The sequence below is a fragment of the Oceanibaculum sp. genome (genome assembly GCF_022449305.1).
GTDB classification, from domain to species: Bacteria; Pseudomonadota; Alphaproteobacteria; order Oceanibaculales; family Oceanibaculaceae; genus Oceanibaculum; species Oceanibaculum indicum.
On record NZ_JAKUSO010000003.1, the window covers coordinates 119,818 to 135,216 of the forward strand.

General features: G+C 67.5%; 15 protein-coding genes. 3 read left to right on the forward strand and 12 right to left on the reverse strand.

Translation table 11 applies throughout. The features are described 5' to 3' along the window. Positions 1–7: 7 nt before the first annotated feature. Positions 8–1,297 carry a phosphoribosylamine--glycine ligase gene (gene purD, locus MK313_RS02085; protein ID WP_287779932.1) on the reverse strand — a complete coding sequence of 430 codons (1,290 nt, stop codon included), beginning with the start codon at positions 1,295–1,297 and terminating at the stop codon, positions 8–10. Between the two features lie 60 nt (positions 1,298–1,357). Here purD and xseA point away from each other — a divergent pair, with 60 nt between their 5' ends. Together xseA and MK313_RS02095 are read left to right on the forward strand one after the other, a co-directional pair. Further along, on the forward strand, positions 1,358–2,962 hold the full coding sequence (gene xseA, locus MK313_RS02090) for an exodeoxyribonuclease VII large subunit (RefSeq protein WP_287779933.1): 1,605 nt from the start codon (positions 1,358–1,360) through the stop codon (positions 2,960–2,962). Further along, positions 2,962–3,861 carry a M23 family metallopeptidase gene (locus tag MK313_RS02095; protein ID WP_287779934.1) on the forward strand — a complete coding sequence of 300 codons (900 nt, stop codon included), beginning with the start codon at positions 2,962–2,964 and terminating at the stop codon, positions 3,859–3,861. Before xseA ends, MK313_RS02095 begins: the two co-directional genes overlap by 1 nt. On the opposite strand, the gene MK313_RS02100 is transcribed toward MK313_RS02095, so the two are convergent. The 9 genes from MK313_RS02100 to MK313_RS02140 form a co-directional block, all read right to left on the reverse strand. Continuing rightward, on the reverse strand, positions 3,794–4,687 hold the full coding sequence (locus MK313_RS02100) for a lysophospholipid acyltransferase family protein (RefSeq protein WP_287779935.1): 894 nt from the start codon (positions 4,685–4,687) through the stop codon (positions 3,794–3,796). The genes MK313_RS02095 and MK313_RS02100 overlap by 68 nt on opposite strands. Continuing rightward, a complete protein-coding gene (gene lpxK, locus MK313_RS02105) occupies positions 4,680–5,678 on the reverse strand; it encodes a tetraacyldisaccharide 4'-kinase (protein ID WP_287779936.1) in 999 nt (332 codons plus the stop codon). Before lpxK ends, MK313_RS02100 begins: the two co-directional genes overlap by 8 nt. 11 nt (positions 5,679–5,689) lie before the next feature. Further along, positions 5,690–6,976: a 3-deoxy-D-manno-octulosonic acid transferase gene (locus MK313_RS02110; RefSeq protein WP_287779937.1), complete on the reverse strand. Its 1,287-nt coding sequence runs from the start codon at positions 6,974–6,976 to the stop codon at positions 5,690–5,692. Continuing rightward, positions 6,973–7,695, reverse strand: a complete 723-nt coding sequence (locus tag MK313_RS02115) for a lysophospholipid acyltransferase family protein (protein ID WP_040708245.1) — start codon at positions 7,693–7,695, stop codon at positions 6,973–6,975. Before MK313_RS02115 ends, MK313_RS02110 begins: the two co-directional genes overlap by 4 nt. Before the next feature lie 6 nt (positions 7,696–7,701). Beyond that, on the reverse strand, positions 7,702–9,573 hold the full coding sequence (locus MK313_RS02120) for an ABC transporter ATP-binding protein (RefSeq protein WP_287779938.1): 1,872 nt from the start codon (positions 9,571–9,573) through the stop codon (positions 7,702–7,704). 55 nt (positions 9,574–9,628) lie between these two features. Beyond that, complete coding sequence (locus tag MK313_RS02125; RefSeq protein WP_287779939.1) at positions 9,629–10,465, reverse strand: FkbM family methyltransferase; 837 nt, start codon at positions 10,463–10,465, stop codon at positions 9,629–9,631. Further along, a complete protein-coding gene (locus MK313_RS02130) occupies positions 10,462–11,319 on the reverse strand; it encodes a DUF5672 family protein (RefSeq protein WP_287779940.1) in 858 nt (285 codons plus the stop codon). Before MK313_RS02130 ends, MK313_RS02125 begins: the two co-directional genes overlap by 4 nt. Positions 11,320–11,404: 85 nt before the next feature. Beyond that, positions 11,405–12,481 (reverse strand): glycosyltransferase family 4 protein, encoded by a 1,077-nt coding sequence (locus tag MK313_RS02135; protein WP_287779941.1) that lies wholly within the window; start codon positions 12,479–12,481, stop codon positions 11,405–11,407. Positions 12,482–12,487: 6 nt separating this feature from the next. Continuing rightward, on the reverse strand, positions 12,488–13,261 hold the full coding sequence (locus tag MK313_RS02140) for a UDP-2,3-diacylglucosamine diphosphatase (RefSeq protein WP_121221154.1): 774 nt from the start codon (positions 13,259–13,261) through the stop codon (positions 12,488–12,490). Between the two features lie 209 nt (positions 13,262–13,470). On the opposite strand from MK313_RS02140, the gene MK313_RS02145 reads away from it, so the two are divergent. Then, positions 13,471–14,367 carry a diacylglycerol/lipid kinase family protein gene (locus MK313_RS02145; RefSeq protein ID WP_287779942.1) on the forward strand — a complete coding sequence of 299 codons (897 nt, stop codon included), beginning with the start codon at positions 13,471–13,473 and terminating at the stop codon, positions 14,365–14,367. A 19-nt stretch (positions 14,368–14,386) separates the two neighbouring features. On the opposite strand, the gene MK313_RS02150 is transcribed toward MK313_RS02145, so the two are convergent. Both MK313_RS02150 and MK313_RS02155 read right to left on the reverse strand, forming a co-directional pair. Further along, entirely contained in the window at positions 14,387–14,878 is a 492-nt protein-coding gene (locus MK313_RS02150; protein WP_287779943.1) for a nucleoside deaminase, read from the reverse strand. A gap of 66 nt (positions 14,879–14,944) precedes the next feature. Continuing rightward, positions 14,945–15,253, reverse strand: a complete 309-nt coding sequence (locus MK313_RS02155) for a DUF1153 domain-containing protein (RefSeq protein WP_008946006.1) — start codon at positions 15,251–15,253, stop codon at positions 14,945–14,947. Between the last annotated feature and the right edge of the window lie 146 nt (positions 15,254–15,399).

The following is a 15,399-nucleotide window of genomic DNA, read 5'->3' on the forward strand; positions in this document are numbered from 1 at the left end:
GCGGCGTTCAGTTGCTGTTCTTAAGTGCAGCGAGAGCGCGCCAGCCAATATCCCGCCGATAAAACCCTTCCGGCCAGTCGATGCGGGCTATGGCGTCATAGGCATTCTTCTGTGCGGCCGCCAGGTCTTTGCCAAGAGCGGTTACGCCCAGCACGCGGCCCCCCGTTGCCACTAACCGGTCTGCCTCGTCGCGCGCGGTTCCGGCATGGAAGACAACCATATCGTTGGCGTCCGGCAGCGCCTCCAGCCCCTGTATTTCCGTACCCTTCTTGTAGCTGCCGGGATAGCCGTTGCTGGCCATCACCACGCACATGGCCGGCTCGTCATGCCAGCGCAGATCGAAATGGCCGAGCTGCCGGTCGGCCGTGGCGAGAAGGGCGGGCAGGATGTCGCTCTTCAGCCGCATCATCAGCACCTGGCATTCCGGATCGCCGAAGCGGACATTGTATTCGATGAGGCGTGGGCCGGTTTCAGTGATCATCAGCCCGGCATAGAGCACGCCGGTGAAGGGATTGCCCTCCGCCTTCATGCCGGCGACGGTTGGCAGGATGATGTCCGCCATGATGCGCCCGGCCATCGCCTTATCGACGATGGGGGCCGGCGAATAGGCGCCCATGCCGCCGGTGTTCGGCCCGGTGTCGCCGTCGCCGACGCGCTTGTGGTCCTGCGCATTGCCGAAGGGAATCGCCGTCTCGCCATCGGCCAGGGCGAAGAAGCTGGCCTCCTCGCCCTGCATGAATTCCTCGATGACCAGCTCCGCGCCGGCGCTGCCGAAGGCCTTGTCCGCCATCATCATGTCGATGGCGTCCATCGCCTCCTGCTCGGTCATCGCGACGACCACGCCCTTGCCGGCGGCCAGCCCGTCCGCCTTCACGACGATGGGCGCGCCCTGCTGGTGCACGAAATCCTTCGCCTGCTCGATATTGGTGAAGCGGCCATAGGCGGCGGTCGGGATGTTGTGGCGGGCGCAGAAATCCTTCATGAAGCCTTTGGAGCCTTCCAGCGCCGCGGCGGCCCGGCGCGGGCCGAAGGATTTGAGCCCGGCGGCGTCCAGCGCATCGACCAGCCCGGCGACCAGCGGTGCTTCCGGCCCGACCACCACAAAATCGATGGCATTATCCGTGGCGAAGCGGACCACGCCTTCGATATCCTCGGCGGCGACGGGGACGCATTCGGCCAGCTGCGCGATGCCGGCATTGCCGGGGGCGCAATAGAGCGTGTCGCACAGCGGCGAGGCAGACAGTGCCCAGGCCAGCGCATGTTCCCTGCCGCCCGATCCGACCAGAAGAATCTTCATGCTTCTTTCTCCACCGCCGCTGGATTCCTTTCGCGAGGCGGGTCTTGTATCATAGAGCGTATGACATTCGACACACTTCAGAACGAGCCCGGCTCCACGCCCGGAAATGTCCCCGTCTTTTCCGTCGGCGAGCTGTCGCAGGCGGTGAAGCGCACCATCGAGGGTACCTTCGAGCGGGTGCGCGTGCGCGGCGAGGTTTCCGGCTTCAAGCGCCATTCCTCCGGCCATCTCTACCTGTCGCTGAAGGACGACCAGGCGGTGCTGGCCGCCGTGTGCTGGCGCGGCCAGGCCGGCAGGCTTTCGATCCAGCCGGAAGACGGGATGGAGGTGATCTGCGTCGGGCGGCTGACCACCTATCCCGGCCAGTCGAAATACCAGCTGGTCATCGAGCAGATGGAACTGGCCGGCGAGGGCGCGTTGCTGAAGCTGCTGGAGGAGCGCAAGCGCAAGCTGGCGGCCGAGGGGCTGTTCGCCGCCGAGCGCAAGCGCGCGCTGCCCTATCTGCCGCGCGTGATCGGCGTCATCACCTCGCCGACCGGGGCGGTGATCCGCGACATCCTGCATCGCCTCGCCGACCGCTTTCCGCGCCATGTGCTGGTCTGGCCGGTCGCCGTACAGGGCGAGGCCTCGGCGGCGCAGGTCGCGGCGGCCGTGCGCGGGTTCAACGAATTGCCGGCCGATGGTCCGGTGCCGCGCCCGGATGTGCTGATCGTCGCGCGCGGCGGCGGTAGCCTGGAGGATCTCTGGGGCTTCAATGAGGAGATCGTGGTGCGCGCCGTCGCCGACAGCGCCATTCCGGTGATCTCCGCCGTCGGTCATGAGACCGATACGACGCTGATCGATTTCGCGTCCGACCGGCGGGCGCCGACCCCGACCGCCGCCGCCGAGATGGCTGTGCCGGTGCGCGCCGACCTCGAAGCCTCGGTCCGCACCGCTGATCTGCGGCTGTTCCAGGCGATGGCGCGGGGGCTTGCGGACCGGCGCAAATATCTGGACGCGATGGCGCGCGCGCTGGGCGATCCGCAGACCTTGCTGGGCACGGCGGTGCAGCGCCTCGACGTGGCGGCGGAGCGGCTGGAGAACGGCGTTGCCGCCGGGCTGCGCCAGCGCCGGTCCGATGTCGCCGCGCGCGCCGCGCGCCTCGTCCATCCGCGCCAGTTGCTCGCCGCCAAGGGGCAGGCGCTGGCGGCCGGTACGCGGGCCCTCGACCAGGCGATGGCCGGGCAGCTCGACCGCAGCCGGGCGCGCCGCGACCGGGTGGCAGCAAGGCTGCATCCCGGCCTGTTCGCCAGCGAGCTGCGGGTCGCGGCGGACCGCGTGCGCCGGGCCGCCACCGACCTGGACGGCAGTACCGGCCGGCTGCTGAAGGCGGCGGATGACCGGCTGCGGGCACAGGGCCGGCTGCTCGAAAGCTATTCCTTCAGGAACGTGCTGGACCGCGGCTTCGCCCTGGTGCGCGACGCTGACGGCCATGTGCTCCGCCGGGCGGCCGATACCAGCGTCGGCCAGGCGGTCAGTCTGCACTTCGCCGATGGCAGTGCGGGTGCGGTGATCGGCGGTGCCGATACGGACGCGCCCTCGAAACCGCGCCCCGCGCCAAAAACCGCGCCCAAGGCCACGCCGGCCGCTTCGTCGCCGCCGCCGAAACAGGGAAGTTTGCTGTGATGCGTCTGCTTGTCGCCTTCTTCATCCTGTGCCTGTCCGCCCTGCCGGCTGCCGCCCAGAGTGGACAGCTCTCGCTGGAGGGAAAACCGATCCAGGGCGGGCTGATGCGCGGCAAGACCGCACCCGGTGCCACCGTGACCTTCGATGGCAAGACCATGCGCGTCGCCGAGGATGGGGTTTTCCTGATCGGCTTCGGCCGGGAGGCGCCAGCGGAAATGACGGTCGAGGTCAGGCTGCCCTCCGGCCGTGCGCTGACGCGGACCCTCCAGGTCGAGCAGCGCAGCTACGATGTTCAGCGTATCGACGGGCTGCCACAGACCATGGTCACGCCGCCGCCGGAGCTGCTGGCGCGCATCCGGTCGGAAAATGCGGAGATCCAGCGGGCACGCGATCTGGATACCGCCGTGCCCTTCTTCCGCAGCGGATTCATCTGGCCGGCGCTGGGGCGCATCAGCGGCATCTATGGCTCGCAACGCATCCTGAACGGCCAGCCGCGCCAGCCGCATTACGGCATCGACATCGCGGCCCCGAAGGGCACCCGCGTCGTCACCCCGGCGGATGGTGTTGTGGCACTGGTGCATCCCGACATGTACTACACGGGTGCGACCATCGTGATCGACCACGGCCACGGTCTCACCTCCGCCTTCCTGCATCTCGACGAGACCTTTGTCGAAGTCGGGGAGATCGTGCGTCAGGGCCAGCGCATCGCCACGGTCGGGTCCAGCGGCCGGTCCACCGGCGCGCATCTGGACTGGCGGGTCAATCTGTTCGATATCCGGCTGGACCCCGCCCTGCTGGCCGGGCCAATGCCGAAGACGGGCGCGGAGGAGGCTAGTCCGGCCAGCGCCGGTGCAGCCAAAGCCACTGCCCCGGGCGCTCCCGCACCCAGGACTCAATAATCGCGGTGCAGGTCGCCGTCAGCGCGGCGATATCGGCCTTGCGGTCGCCGCTGTCCGGCAGTTCCAGCGGCGGATAGGCGGTGATGCGGAAGCGGCAGCCCTCCAGCCGTTCGACCCGCGCCGGAATCAGCGGACAGCGATAGCGCAGCGCGAAGGCGGCGAAGGCCGTGCCCGTCATCGCGTCGCGTCCGAAGAAGGGCACCGGGATGCCCTCATTCATCTTCTGGTCGATCAGCAGTCCGGCATGGCCGTCCGCGCGCATGGTGCTGAGCAGCGCTTCCGCCCCTTCCCGTCCTTTCGGGACCAGGTCGCCGGCAATCTTGTGGCGGCCCCACAGGATGATCCGGTTCATCAGCGGGTTGTTGGCGGCGCGGTAGATGCGTGTCAGCGGCAGGCCGGCCTGGCTGGCGGCCAGGCTCATCAGCTCCCAATTGCCGATATGGCCGGAAAAGAACAGGCCGGGCTGGCCATCGTCGCGGGCATTGCGGACATGTTCCATGCCGACAAGGTCGATGCGCGGATCGTTCAGCAGGTCGAGGCGCGGCAGATGCGGATATTCGCCGACCAGTCGGCCGAGATTGTCCCACATCGCGCGGATGATGACGTCGATCTCGGCGGCGGACTTCTCCGGGAAGGCCCGCTGCAGATTACGCCGGGCGCGCCGGGTTGCGCCAAGCCAGGGGCCGACCGTACGGCCGATGGCACCGCCCAGTGCCGAGGCCCAGCCGATCGGCAGGATGGCCATAAGCCCGATGATCGGCGCCACCCCCGCCGCCTGCAGCGGGTAGCGCACGAAGCGGTTGAAGGCGCTGTAGCGGTCAGACATTGCCCTGTCCTGTGTCGGTCCGTCTGGCGAAAAGCGCATCCAGCAGGGCCATCGGCGCGGCCGCGTCCTGCCAGCTCAGGATGACGTCCAGCACCGCGATGCCGTCCCGGTAGGCGGGCGGCAGCCGTACCCAGTCCTTGCGGGTTGTGACCGGCAGCAGCCCGGCATCGTCCGCCCGCTTCGCAAGTGCCGCAATCTCCGTGGTGCTGTAGGGATAGTGATCGGGAAAAGCCGCGCTCTCCACGATCTCCGCACCGGCCTCGCTTAGGCTCTCGAAGAATTTCTCCGGCCGGCCAATGCCGGCGAAGGCCAGCACGCGGCGGCCGGTGAGATCGGCACCGGCAACTGGTGTCAGCCGTGCCGGCAGGATCGGCAGCGCGTTGCCGATCTGCGCGGCGGCACCGGTGCGGTCCTCGCCGATCAGCACGACCGCCTGCGCATGGGCGAGCCCGTCGGTGACCGGTTCGCGTAGCGGGCCGGCGGGCAGCAGCAAGCCATTGCCGAAGCCATAGCCGCCATCGACGACGATCAGCGACAGGCTCTTGGCAAGCGACGGATTCTGGAAGCCATCATCCATGACGATGGCTTGGGCGCCGGCGGCGATGGCGGCCTTTGCCCCCGCCACCCGGTCGCCCGACACCCAGGCCGGGGCAGCCTCGGCCAGCAGCAGTGGCTCGTCGCCGACATCCGCGGCGCTGTGCACCTCGGGATCGACCCGCACCGGTCCCGTCAGGCTGCCGCCGTGGCCGCGCGACAGGAAATGCGCCGCCACGCCCCGGTCTTTCAGCAAGGCCATGATGGCCAGTGCTACCGGCGTCTTGCCGGCACCGCCGGCAACCAGATTGCCGATACAGATGACCGGAACAGACGCGGTCCAGGGCTGCGCTGTCCGCGCCCGGCAGCGCGCCGCCCAGCCATAGGCGAAGGCGGCTGGCGACAGCAGCCTGCTGCGCCAGTCGCCGCGCCGTTCCCAGAAGCCGGGTGCCCGCATCGCGCCCTCCTTCAGGCCGGCAGCCGGTCGAGGAACGGCGCCAGCGCCGCCATCGCCCGGTCCAGCACATTGGCATGCGCCTGCGCCACCTGGCTGGCAGCCGCTGCCAGCCGCCGCCGCTCCGTCGGTGTGGCGAACAGGATTTCCACCGCGCCGGGCAGCGCATCGGGGGTGGCGATGGTCAGCGCCGCGCCGGCCTCGGCCAGCGCCTCGGCCATTTCCAGATTGTTGCGCATGTCCGGCCCATGCAGGATGGCGCAGCCGAAATGCGCCGGCTCCAGCGGGTTGTGGCCACCGCGCGGCGTCAGCGATCCGCCGACGAAGACGATGCCGTCCCGCTGGCCGGTCAGGCCGAAGAACAGCCCCATCTCGCCCAGCGTATCGGCGACATAGACCGCACAGGCCGGCGTCGGCAGCGCCTCCAGCGACCGCCGTGCGGCGGGCAGGCCAGCTTCCTCAGCGAGAGCCGCCACAGCCGCCCCGCGCTGCGGATGGCGCGGCACGATGATGGTCAGCAGATCGGGGTGCTGTGGCGCCAGCCGCCGGTGTGTCTCGATGGCGGCCTGTTCCTCCCCGTCATGGGTGCTGGCGGCAAGCCAGAAAGGCCGCCCGCCGATGGCGGTGTGGAGTGCTTCCTGCGCGGCGGGGGCCGCGGGCAGCGGGGCGGCGGCGAATTTCAGATTGCCGGTCACCTCGACCTCCCGGGCCCCCAGCGTGCGGAAGCGGTCGGCCTGTTCCGCATTGCGGGCAAGGCACAGATCGAAGCGCCCCAGCACCTCGCGGGCCAGCCCCGGCAGCATGCCCCAGCGCCGCGCCGAACGGTCGGACATGCGTGCATTCACCAGCACCATAGGGATGCCGCGCGCGGCGGTGGCGGCGATCAGCGTCGGCCACAATTCCGATTCGACCCAGAGGGCAAGGTCGGGCCGCCAATGGTCGAGGAAGGCGGCAACCCAGTCCGGCCGGTCCACCGGCACAAACTGGTGCCGTGCCGCTGGCGGCAGACGGTCGCGCAGCAAACCCGCCGAGGTCACGGTTCCGGTGGTGACCAGCACCTGCAGGCCGGGGCGTGCGGCCAGCAGCCGGTCGATCAGGATCAGCGCGGAGGCGGCCTCGCCGACGCTGGCGGCATGCAGCCAGACGAGTGCGCCGTCCGGGCGGGGCAGGGACGCCTGGCCGCGACGCTCCGGCAGCCGCTCCGCATCCTCCTTGCCCTGCCGCAGCCGGCGGGCGAGATAGGCCTCGACCAGCGGGCCGGCGGCGGTGCCGATACAGCGATAGGTAGCCAGCAGGCTCATGGCGCGGTTTTCGTGTCCGGGGCCGGTGGGGCGGGCGCGATGGGGACATGGCCCATGCGGCGGTCGGCCTCCTCGCTCAGCCGGTTCAGCGCATCTTCTATGGCCAGTCGACCGGCCTCGATGGTGTCCTGGTCTGTGTCTGCGGGAAGCAGGATCGGCTCGCCCCAGACGATGACGCCGCGCCCGAAGGGCAGGGGCAGGATGAAGCGGTCCCAGCTGCCGAGAACCCGGCAATGGCGCATCGCGGCGGAGACGGGGATGACGGGAACCCGTGCCGCCGCCGCCGCCAGCACAAGCCCGCCGGCGGCACGCATGCGCGGCCCGCGCGGCCCGTCCGGGGTGATCGCCACGATGCGGCCCGCGCGCAAGGTGCGGATGACGCCGCGCAGCGCCGTGACCGCGCCGCGTGAGGTGGAGCCCTCAATGGTGCCCATGCCGAGATGGCCGATGACCGTCGATATGAAGCGCCCGTCGCCGTGTTGGGAAATCAGAACATCAACCGGAATTTCCCTGGGCCAGGTCGGGGCGACCAGCATCATGCGGCCGTGCCAGAAGCAGCCGAGAAAGGGCCGGCCGTTGTCCCAGTGCTGACGCGGATGTTCCGCGCCAACGATTTCCCAGCGGGTGGTCCAGGAAGCGAAACGCATATAGAGCGAGGCCACCCGGCACAGGAAGGCCTTTATCTCCGTCCGGCGCAAAATCCTCTTGAGCGGGCGCATCGCGGCCTAGGCCTTGGCGCGGCGCGCCGTCCGCGACGGTTCCGTCACGTTCGGGGTGTCCACGTCCAGCGTGTCGGCACTGCCAGAAGAAACGGGGGCGGTTTCCGGCGCGAACTGCAGGGCGTGCAGCCGGGCATAGATCCCGTTTCGGGCCATCAGCTCGGCATGGCTGCCCTGCTCGACGACCTGCCCCTGGTCCATCACGAAAATGATGTCGGCATCGACGATGGTGGACAGGCGGTGCGCAATGACGATGCTGGTGCGTCCAACCATCAGCTGCTTCAGCGCCGCCTGCACCAGCCGCTCCGACTGGGTATCGAGCGCGGAGGTTGCTTCGTCCAGCAGCAGGATCGGCGCGTTCTTCAGCATGGCGCGGGCAATCGCTATACGCTGGCGCTGGCCGCCGGACAGCTTCACGCCGCGTTCGCCCACCATCGTGTCATAGCCCTGCGGCAGGTCGCGGATGAACTCGTCGGCCGCCGCGTTGCGGGCAGCGGCCAGAATTGCCTCCTCGTCCGCATCCGGGCTGCCATAGGCGATGTTGGCGCGGATCGTGTCGTCGAACAGCATCACTTCCTGGCTGACCAGGGCGATGTTCCGGCGCAGCGAGGAAATCGTGACGTCGCGGATGTCGGCGCCGTCGATCAGCACACGGCCCGCCGTCACGTCATAGAAGCGCGGGATCAGGTTCAGCACGGTCGATTTGCCGGCGCCCGACAGGCCGACCAGGGCGGCCATCTTGCCGGCCGGTACGGCGAGGCTGACCTGGCGCAGCGCCGGGATGTCGCCATCATAGCTGAAATCGACCTGTTCCAGCCGGACCTCGCCGGCGGCGACGGCCAGCGGCTGCGCGTCCGACCGGTCAACGATGGCGGGTTTGGTGTCCAGCACATCGAAGATGCGGTGCGCGGCAGCCAGCCCTTCCTGCAGGTTGGCGTTCAGCGACACCAGCCGCTTCAGCGGCTCGTAGGCCAGCATCAGGGCGACAACGAAGGAGAAGAAGGAGCCGGTCGTGCGCGCGCCCTCGATCACCTGCCAGCCGCCATAGAAGATGACGACGACGATGGCGATGCCGCCCAGCGTCTCCATGATCGGGTGCGACAGGCCGCGCGTGCGTGCCGCCTTGATGCCGAGATTGGCGACCAGATCGACCAGTCGGCCGCCGCGCTCCGCCTCATAGGATTCGGTGGTATAGGCCTTCACATGACGGATGCCCTGGAAGGTCTCGTCGAGATGGCTGGTCAGGCGCGACATCTCTGCCTGGGAATTGCCCGAAACCTTGCGCATGCGCTTGCCGATGCGCGCAATCGGCAGAATCGCGGTCGGGAAGGCGAAGAAGGAAGCCAGCGCCAGCGCCCAGTCCTGATAGAACATGACGCCGATCAGGGCCAGCAGCGTCAACAGATCCTTGCCGAAGCCGGTCAGCGTCTTGCCGACCGCCATGTGCAGCAGCGCCACATCGTTCATCATCCGGCTGATCAGCGCGCCGCTGGAAGTGCCGTGGAAGAAGGCGAGGTCGGCGGTCAGCAGATGGCTGAACAGGCGCTTGCGCACGTCGGCGACGATGCGCTGGGTCACGCCTTCCATCACCACCTGCTGGCCGAAATTGGCCAGCCCCTTCACGACGAAGGTCGCCAGCACGAACCCGGCCACCAGCATCAGCTGGTCGCGGTCCTTGGCGGTGAATACCTCGTCGAGTACCGGCTCCATCAGCTTGGCGAGCGCGGCGGTGGAGGCGGCGACCAGCATCATCAGCACCAGCGCCAGCCCAAAGCGCGGCGCATAGCGCTTCACATGCTCGCGCAACAGCCGGCCGACCAGCGCCTTGGTGGACGGGTTGAGAACCTTTTCCAGCGATGTGCCGGCAATCAACGTCATCGCATCTGCGACGCCTGTACGGCGCCGTCCATCCTGTTGGCTGCGTGGGTATCGATCAAGCGCCGCGAGTCCCTGGTTGCTTAATGGGTCGCGCCCCGGCCGCAGCCGGCGATCTCTCCATATAGATTACATTTTTCCGGTTACGAGAGAAATGCAGCAGGAAACCGGCTTCCATCAGGCCGCGGACCACGCCCGATATGGCCGCATCCCCGACAATCTCCGGATGGACCTCCAGGCATATCTTCTGAACGCAGGTCAGGTCGGCGCCGGGCAGCAGGTCGACCTCGCCGCCTTCGATATCCATGATCAGGTAGCTGGGGCGGTAGCGGTCCAGCAAATCCTGAAAGCCGGCGGCGGGCAGGCGCACGCGTTCCACCGTCTCGGACGGGCGGCCATGAATGCCGGAAGAGGTGTAGGAGCGATCCAGCGCGAACTCGACCTCTCCTGTCTCCTTCGCCGCCGCCATATTGTGGAAGTCGGGCCGCACGCCGTTCAGCGCGAAATTCCGTTCCAGCACCGGAACGAGTGCCGGGTTGGCTTCCAGCGCGTGCACCTTCGCGCCATCGCCGATGCGCCTGGCGCAGAAGATCGAGGTCAGGCCGATGCCGGCCCCCAGCTCCAGAACACTGTCCTCCGGCGTCAGGGTGGCGTCGAGGATCGACAGCTCGGCTTCCTCATAGTCGTGGCGCACGATCTGCCGGCGGTGCCCCTTGCGCAGGACGGGGGCAGCCAGCCACAGCTTCACGCCATGCGTCTCGGCGACTTCCGGGCGGCGGAATCTCAGCGTCATCACGCGCAGCTCGCGGGCCAGCGCCGAGAGCATGCGTTGCCATTTACGAGGACGGCGGCGCGGGACGCCGGCGTGAAGGACTGGAAGGTTGTTGGCGGTCACGCGGCGGCATCCTCGGTTGGCGCGGCCTGCAGCAGGGCCGCGTCGTCAGCATCGATAAAGGCCAGCCAGCGGCCGGTGTCAATCTTGTGCCAGCCATGGGCGCCGAAAGGCAGGTCGGCGGGGGTTTTCGGGAAATCACCCTCGGCGGAGCGTTCGCGCGCGAAGCGCAGCGCCGTCTCCACCGGGGGGATCGTGTAGGACTCGTCCAGCAACGGCGCGTAATAGGCCCAGAACATATCCTCCGCCTGGTCGAAATGCCGGCGGATGGTGTGCGCCGCCGGGCGGCGGGATAGCTTGCTGCGCAGCCAGTGGGCAATCAGCCGCTTGCCCTGGCGCCAGCTGTGGAAGAAGCGGCAGGACTGGTCGCTCTTGCCGGTCAGGCGCAGGCGGCGCGATTCTAGCACCCGCAGATGGTCGCCGACATGGCGCAGCGACAGCCCGCCATTGCCGACCGCGAGGTAGTGCCGGCGCTTCTTGTCCCGGTCCTTGCGCAGCCAGGGCGCGCCGATATAGGAGAAGCCGGCCTCGCACCAGGCACGCAGCTCGTCCCGGAACACCAGGCAATCGGTCTGGTAGATCAGGATATAGCGGTAGTCGCTGAAGCGCCGGTAGAAGCCGGGGCTCATCAGCATGGCGCTGTAGGCACCGATATCGCGGAACCGGCGCGGCGAGAGCGGCAGCGCCGCCATGCCATTCAAGGCCGCCGGTAGCTGCAGGCCAATCGGGTGCACGACGAAGCGGTCATGGTCGCCCAGATGCCGTTCCAGCGCACGCAGGGCCACCATTTCCGTCGCGTCCAGTTCGGTGCGATAGATCGGAACGACGATGGCAACCTGCTTCGATGCGCCCGGCACGCTGTCTCCTGCTCTGCGGTCTGTCGGCGGCGCTTCCTAATACCGCATGGCGCAGGCGGAGGCAAAAGCGTATGTGCCGATGACCTCAGGAAGCGCTGACGGTCACCAGACTGTCGAGCAATTGCCGGGCGCAGGCGTCCCAGCCATTTTCCAGCGCGTAGGCTCGGCAGGCCTCGCGCGGGATGTCGAGAGCCGCCAGAACGGCCGCGCGTAGATACTCGTCCATGCAGCCGACCGCCGGCGTCAGCACGTCCAGCGGGCCGGTGACGGGATAGGCGGCGACCGGCAGGCCACTGGCCAGCGCCTCCAGCATCACCAGCCCGAAGGTGTCGGTGCGGCTGGGGAAGACGAAGACATCGGCGGCGGCGTAGTGGCGCGCCAGCTCCTCGCCATGCTTGGCCCCGACGAAGACGACATCGGGATAGCGGCGCTTCAGCTCCGGCAGCAGCGGGCCATCGCCCACCACCACCTTCGTGCCCGGCAGGTCGAGGTCGAGGAAGGCGTCGATATTCTTCTCCACCGCGATCCGTCCGACGGAGAGGATTATGGGGCGCGGCAGGTCACGCAGTGCGGGCGCCTGCTCGGCATGGTCGCGCGGATGGAACAGATTGGTATCGACGCCGCGCGTCCAGCGCCGGACATGGCGGAAGCCGCGCGAGTCCAGGTCGCGGCGCAGTGTCTCTGTCGCCACCAGCATGCCCTTGCCACCATTGTGGAACCAGCGCATGCCGGCATAGCTCCAGGCCAGCGGCACCGGCAGGCGGGCGTGCAGATATTCCGGGAATTTGGTGTGGTAGGAGGTAGTGAAGGGCAGGCCCTTGCGGCCGCAATGGATGCGCGCGGCCAGTCCGATCGGTCCTTCGGTAGCGATATGGATGGCATCCGGCCGGCTCTCGCGGATCATCCCCGCCACCTTGTGCAGCGGATACCAGGCCAGCGGGATTTCCGGATAGCCCGGGCAGGGCAGGGTGCGGAACCGGTCAGGGGCGATCACCGTGACCGTGTGTCCGGCGCCTTCCAGCATGTCGATGATCGTGGTCCAAGTGCGCACCACGCCATTTACCTGCGGCGCCCAGGCATCCGTCACCAGGGTGATGCGCAGTGGCGACTCGCCAGCGGCGGTTTCGGGCAGGTTGAAGGCGGGCGCGAGACTATCGGGCATGCCGCCTCACGCCGCCGTCGTCAGCTGGCGCACCTCGACCCAGTTCAGGATCTCCATGCGTCCGTCCATATGCTCGACCAGGGCGGTGCAGCTCTCCACCCAGTCGCCGTCATTGCAGTAGGTGATGCCGTCGATCTCGCGGATTTCGGCATGGTGGATGTGGCCGCAGATCACGCCATCCACGCCGCGCTGGCGGGCCTCGTCGGCGACCGCTTCCTCGAACCGGCTGATATATTCCACCGCGTTCTTCACGCGCAGCTTCACATAGGCCGACAGTGACCAGTAGGGATAGCCCAGCTTGCGCCGCACCATGTTGAAGCCGACATTCACGCGCAGCATCATGTTGTAGCCCCAGTCGCCGATCAGCGCGAGCCAGCGGGCATATTTCACGACACCGTCGAACCGGTCTCCATGCAGCACCAGGTAGGTCCTGCCGTCGGCGGCCTTGTGGATCACCTCGTCCTCGATCTCGATCTCGCCGAAGGTGAGGCCGATATACTCGCGGAAAATCTCGTCGTGATTGCCGGGCACGAAGACGACGCGGGTTCCTTTGCGCGCCTTGCGCAGCAGCTTCTGCACCACGTCATTGTGGCTCTGCACCCAGTACCAGGACCGGCGCAGCCGCCAGATATCGAGGATATCGCCGACCAGATAGAGATGGTCGCTCTCGGTATATTTCAGGAAGTCCAGCAGCAGGTCGGCGTTGCAGCCGCGCGTGCCCAGATGGATGTCGGAAATCCAGATCGACCGGTAATGGCTGACGCCGCGCTGCGCGTTCATCGCGCCATCCTCATCTGACTACCAGATGATCGGAGACCGACTTGCAAGCCCGCTATATCTGGTTTTCCGATCATGGGGCACTACATGCCCCGATTTCGGTTACCGGCCCGCGTCGGAAATATGACAATTGACTGAAATTTCTGCGCTTCTGTAGGGTCGCGGCGCCTTTCGCCCTATCTCATGGGCATTTGTGCTTTGGGGAGCAGGGTTTGGCCGAGTCCCGCCGTCTTCTGGTGATCCATAATCCGACCGCGGGACGCCGCCGGCGCCGGCGGCTGGACGACGTGCTGCATCTGCTGTCGGAAGCCGGCTGCACCATCACGCTGGTGCCAACCACGAAGCGCGGCGATGCCGAGGATTTCGCCGCCACCGCCGTGGCCGACGAGGTCGATCTGCTGGTCGCGGCGGGGGGAGACGGCACGCTGAACGAGGTCGCCAACGGTCTGCTGCGTCGGCGTGCCGAGGGGCTGGCGCCCCTTCCCATGGCCATCGTGCCGCTGGGGACGGCGAATGTGCTGGCCGCCGAGATCGGCCTTGCCGAGGATGTGGCCTCCATCGCGCGCTGCATCCTGGAAGGCGTGCCGCGCCGCGTCTATCCCGGCATCGCCAATGGCAGGCACTTTCTGTGCATGGCGGGCAGCGGGCTGGACGCCTTCGTGGTGCAGGATGTGAACCACCGGCTGAAGCGGCTGCTGGGCAAGGGGGCCTATGTGCTGGAAACCCTGCGGCGGCTGTGGCTGGGCCCGCCGGAGCCCTACCGGCTGCTGATCGATGGCCGGCCGGAGACGGCGGCGCAGATCATCCTCGCCAAGGGGCATTTCTACGGCGGCACCTTTGTCATTGCACAGGAGGCCAGACTCGAAGAGCCGCTGCTCTGGGCCTGCCTGTTCCGTCGTGGCGGTCGCTGGGCCGCCGCGCGCTATATCCTGGCGGTGATGCTGGGTTTTCCGCACCGGTTGCGGGATATCGACATAATGCCGGTGCGCCGTGTTTCCATTGAGGGCCGCGCCGCCGATCCGGTGCAGGGCGATGGCGATATCGTCACCCGTCTGCCGGCTGATATCCGTATCGATGAAGAGGGGCTGGAGCTGGTGTTTCCGGTCTGAAGATGGCCGACGGCAAGGCTCATTTCGGAGGCGGATTGGCTTTCCAGATGGCCACGATCTCGTCCTCCAGCACCGGGCCGATCACCGGTACCTGCTTGTTGCTGGACGCCACCACCTCGGCACAGCGGATCGACAGCCGGGTCCGCGTCGGCGCGTTGTCGAATTCCTTCTGCTGGCGCGGGATCGACAGCCCATAGACGACACGGCCGATGCCGCTCCAGACGATGGCGGCGGAGCACATTGTGCAGGGCTCACCGCTAGCATACATGGTGGCGCCGGCCAGTTCCTCCGGCGTCATGTGCTTGCCGATGCCGCGCAGGATGTTCAGCTCGGCATGGCCGGTCGGGTCCTGTGTCGAATAGACATTGTTCATGCCTTCGAAGAGCGGCTTGCCCTCGGCTGTGACGATGAGCGCGCCGAACGGACGGTCGCCGTTCAGCCGGGCCTGGCGCGCCAGTTCGAAACTCTGGCGCAGCCAGTGATGATCCTGTTCGGTGACGGTTTCGTGCATGGCCGGGCCTCCCTGTCTATAAGAGGCCCAGTGTAGGGAAGGGCGGTCACCGACCGCCAGTGCAAATCAGACTTCGCGGATACGGTAGCGCTGGATACGGGTGGCGCGCAGGCCCTTCATGCCGTGGCGTTCGACCAGCTTGGTCCAGCCTTCCAGCTCCTCTTCGGAGAGGTTGTAGCGCGCGCAGGCTTGCTGCGCCGTCAACAGGCCGCTCTTCACGCCGGCCACGACCAGCGCCTTGCGCCGGATGACCCAGCGCTTGGTTTCGGGCGGCGGCAGATCGTCGAGAGCGAGGCTCGTGAGGTCGATGCCGTCCAGCGTCTCCCGCGAAGTATTTTGGACAGCCGCCCTGAGGGCGGAGCTTCGAGAGTGCATGGGATTAAGACCTGTCGCAAAAGTAAGAATAGGTCTTAATCTAGCCGGCACTTCTTAAAAAATGCCTAAGCTTGCACGGCATTTTCGACTCATTGCCGCGGATACAAGAACCCCCGCCATATCGCAATGGCGGGGGTTTTTCCTGG

Excerpts from the sequence above, each read along its gene's own strand:
- purD (WP_287779932.1), bottom strand. The coding sequence starts at position 1,297 with ATGAAGATTCTTCTGGTCGGATCGGGCGGCAGGGAACATGCGCTGGCC.
- xseA (WP_287779933.1), top strand. The coding sequence starts at position 1,358 with ATGACATTCGACACACTTCAGAACGAGCCCGGCTCCACGCCCGGAAAT.
- MK313_RS02095 (WP_287779934.1), top strand. The coding sequence starts at position 2,962 with ATGCGTCTGCTTGTCGCCTTCTTCATCCTGTGCCTGTCCGCCCTGCCG.
- MK313_RS02100 (WP_287779935.1), bottom strand. The coding sequence starts at position 4,687 with ATGTCTGACCGCTACAGCGCCTTCAACCGCTTCGTGCGCTACCCGCTG.
- lpxK (WP_287779936.1), bottom strand. The coding sequence starts at position 5,678 with ATGCGGGCACCCGGCTTCTGGGAACGGCGCGGCGACTGGCGCAGCAGG.
- MK313_RS02110 (WP_287779937.1), bottom strand. The coding sequence starts at position 6,976 with ATGAGCCTGCTGGCTACCTATCGCTGTATCGGCACCGCCGCCGGCCCG.
- MK313_RS02115 (WP_040708245.1), bottom strand. The coding sequence starts at position 7,695 with ATGCGCCCGCTCAAGAGGATTTTGCGCCGGACGGAGATAAAGGCCTTC.
- MK313_RS02120 (WP_287779938.1), bottom strand. The coding sequence starts at position 9,573 with ATGACGTTGATTGCCGGCACATCGCTGGAAAAGGTTCTCAACCCGTCC.
- MK313_RS02135 (WP_287779941.1), bottom strand. The coding sequence starts at position 12,481 with ATGCCCGATAGTCTCGCGCCCGCCTTCAACCTGCCCGAAACCGCCGCT.
- MK313_RS02140 (WP_121221154.1), bottom strand. The coding sequence starts at position 13,261 with ATGAACGCGCAGCGCGGCGTCAGCCATTACCGGTCGATCTGGATTTCC.
- MK313_RS02150 (WP_287779943.1), bottom strand. The coding sequence starts at position 14,878 with ATGCACGAAACCGTCACCGAACAGGATCATCACTGGCTGCGCCAGAGT.
- MK313_RS02155 (WP_008946006.1), bottom strand. The coding sequence starts at position 15,253 with ATGCACTCTCGAAGCTCCGCCCTCAGGGCGGCTGTCCAAAATACTTCG.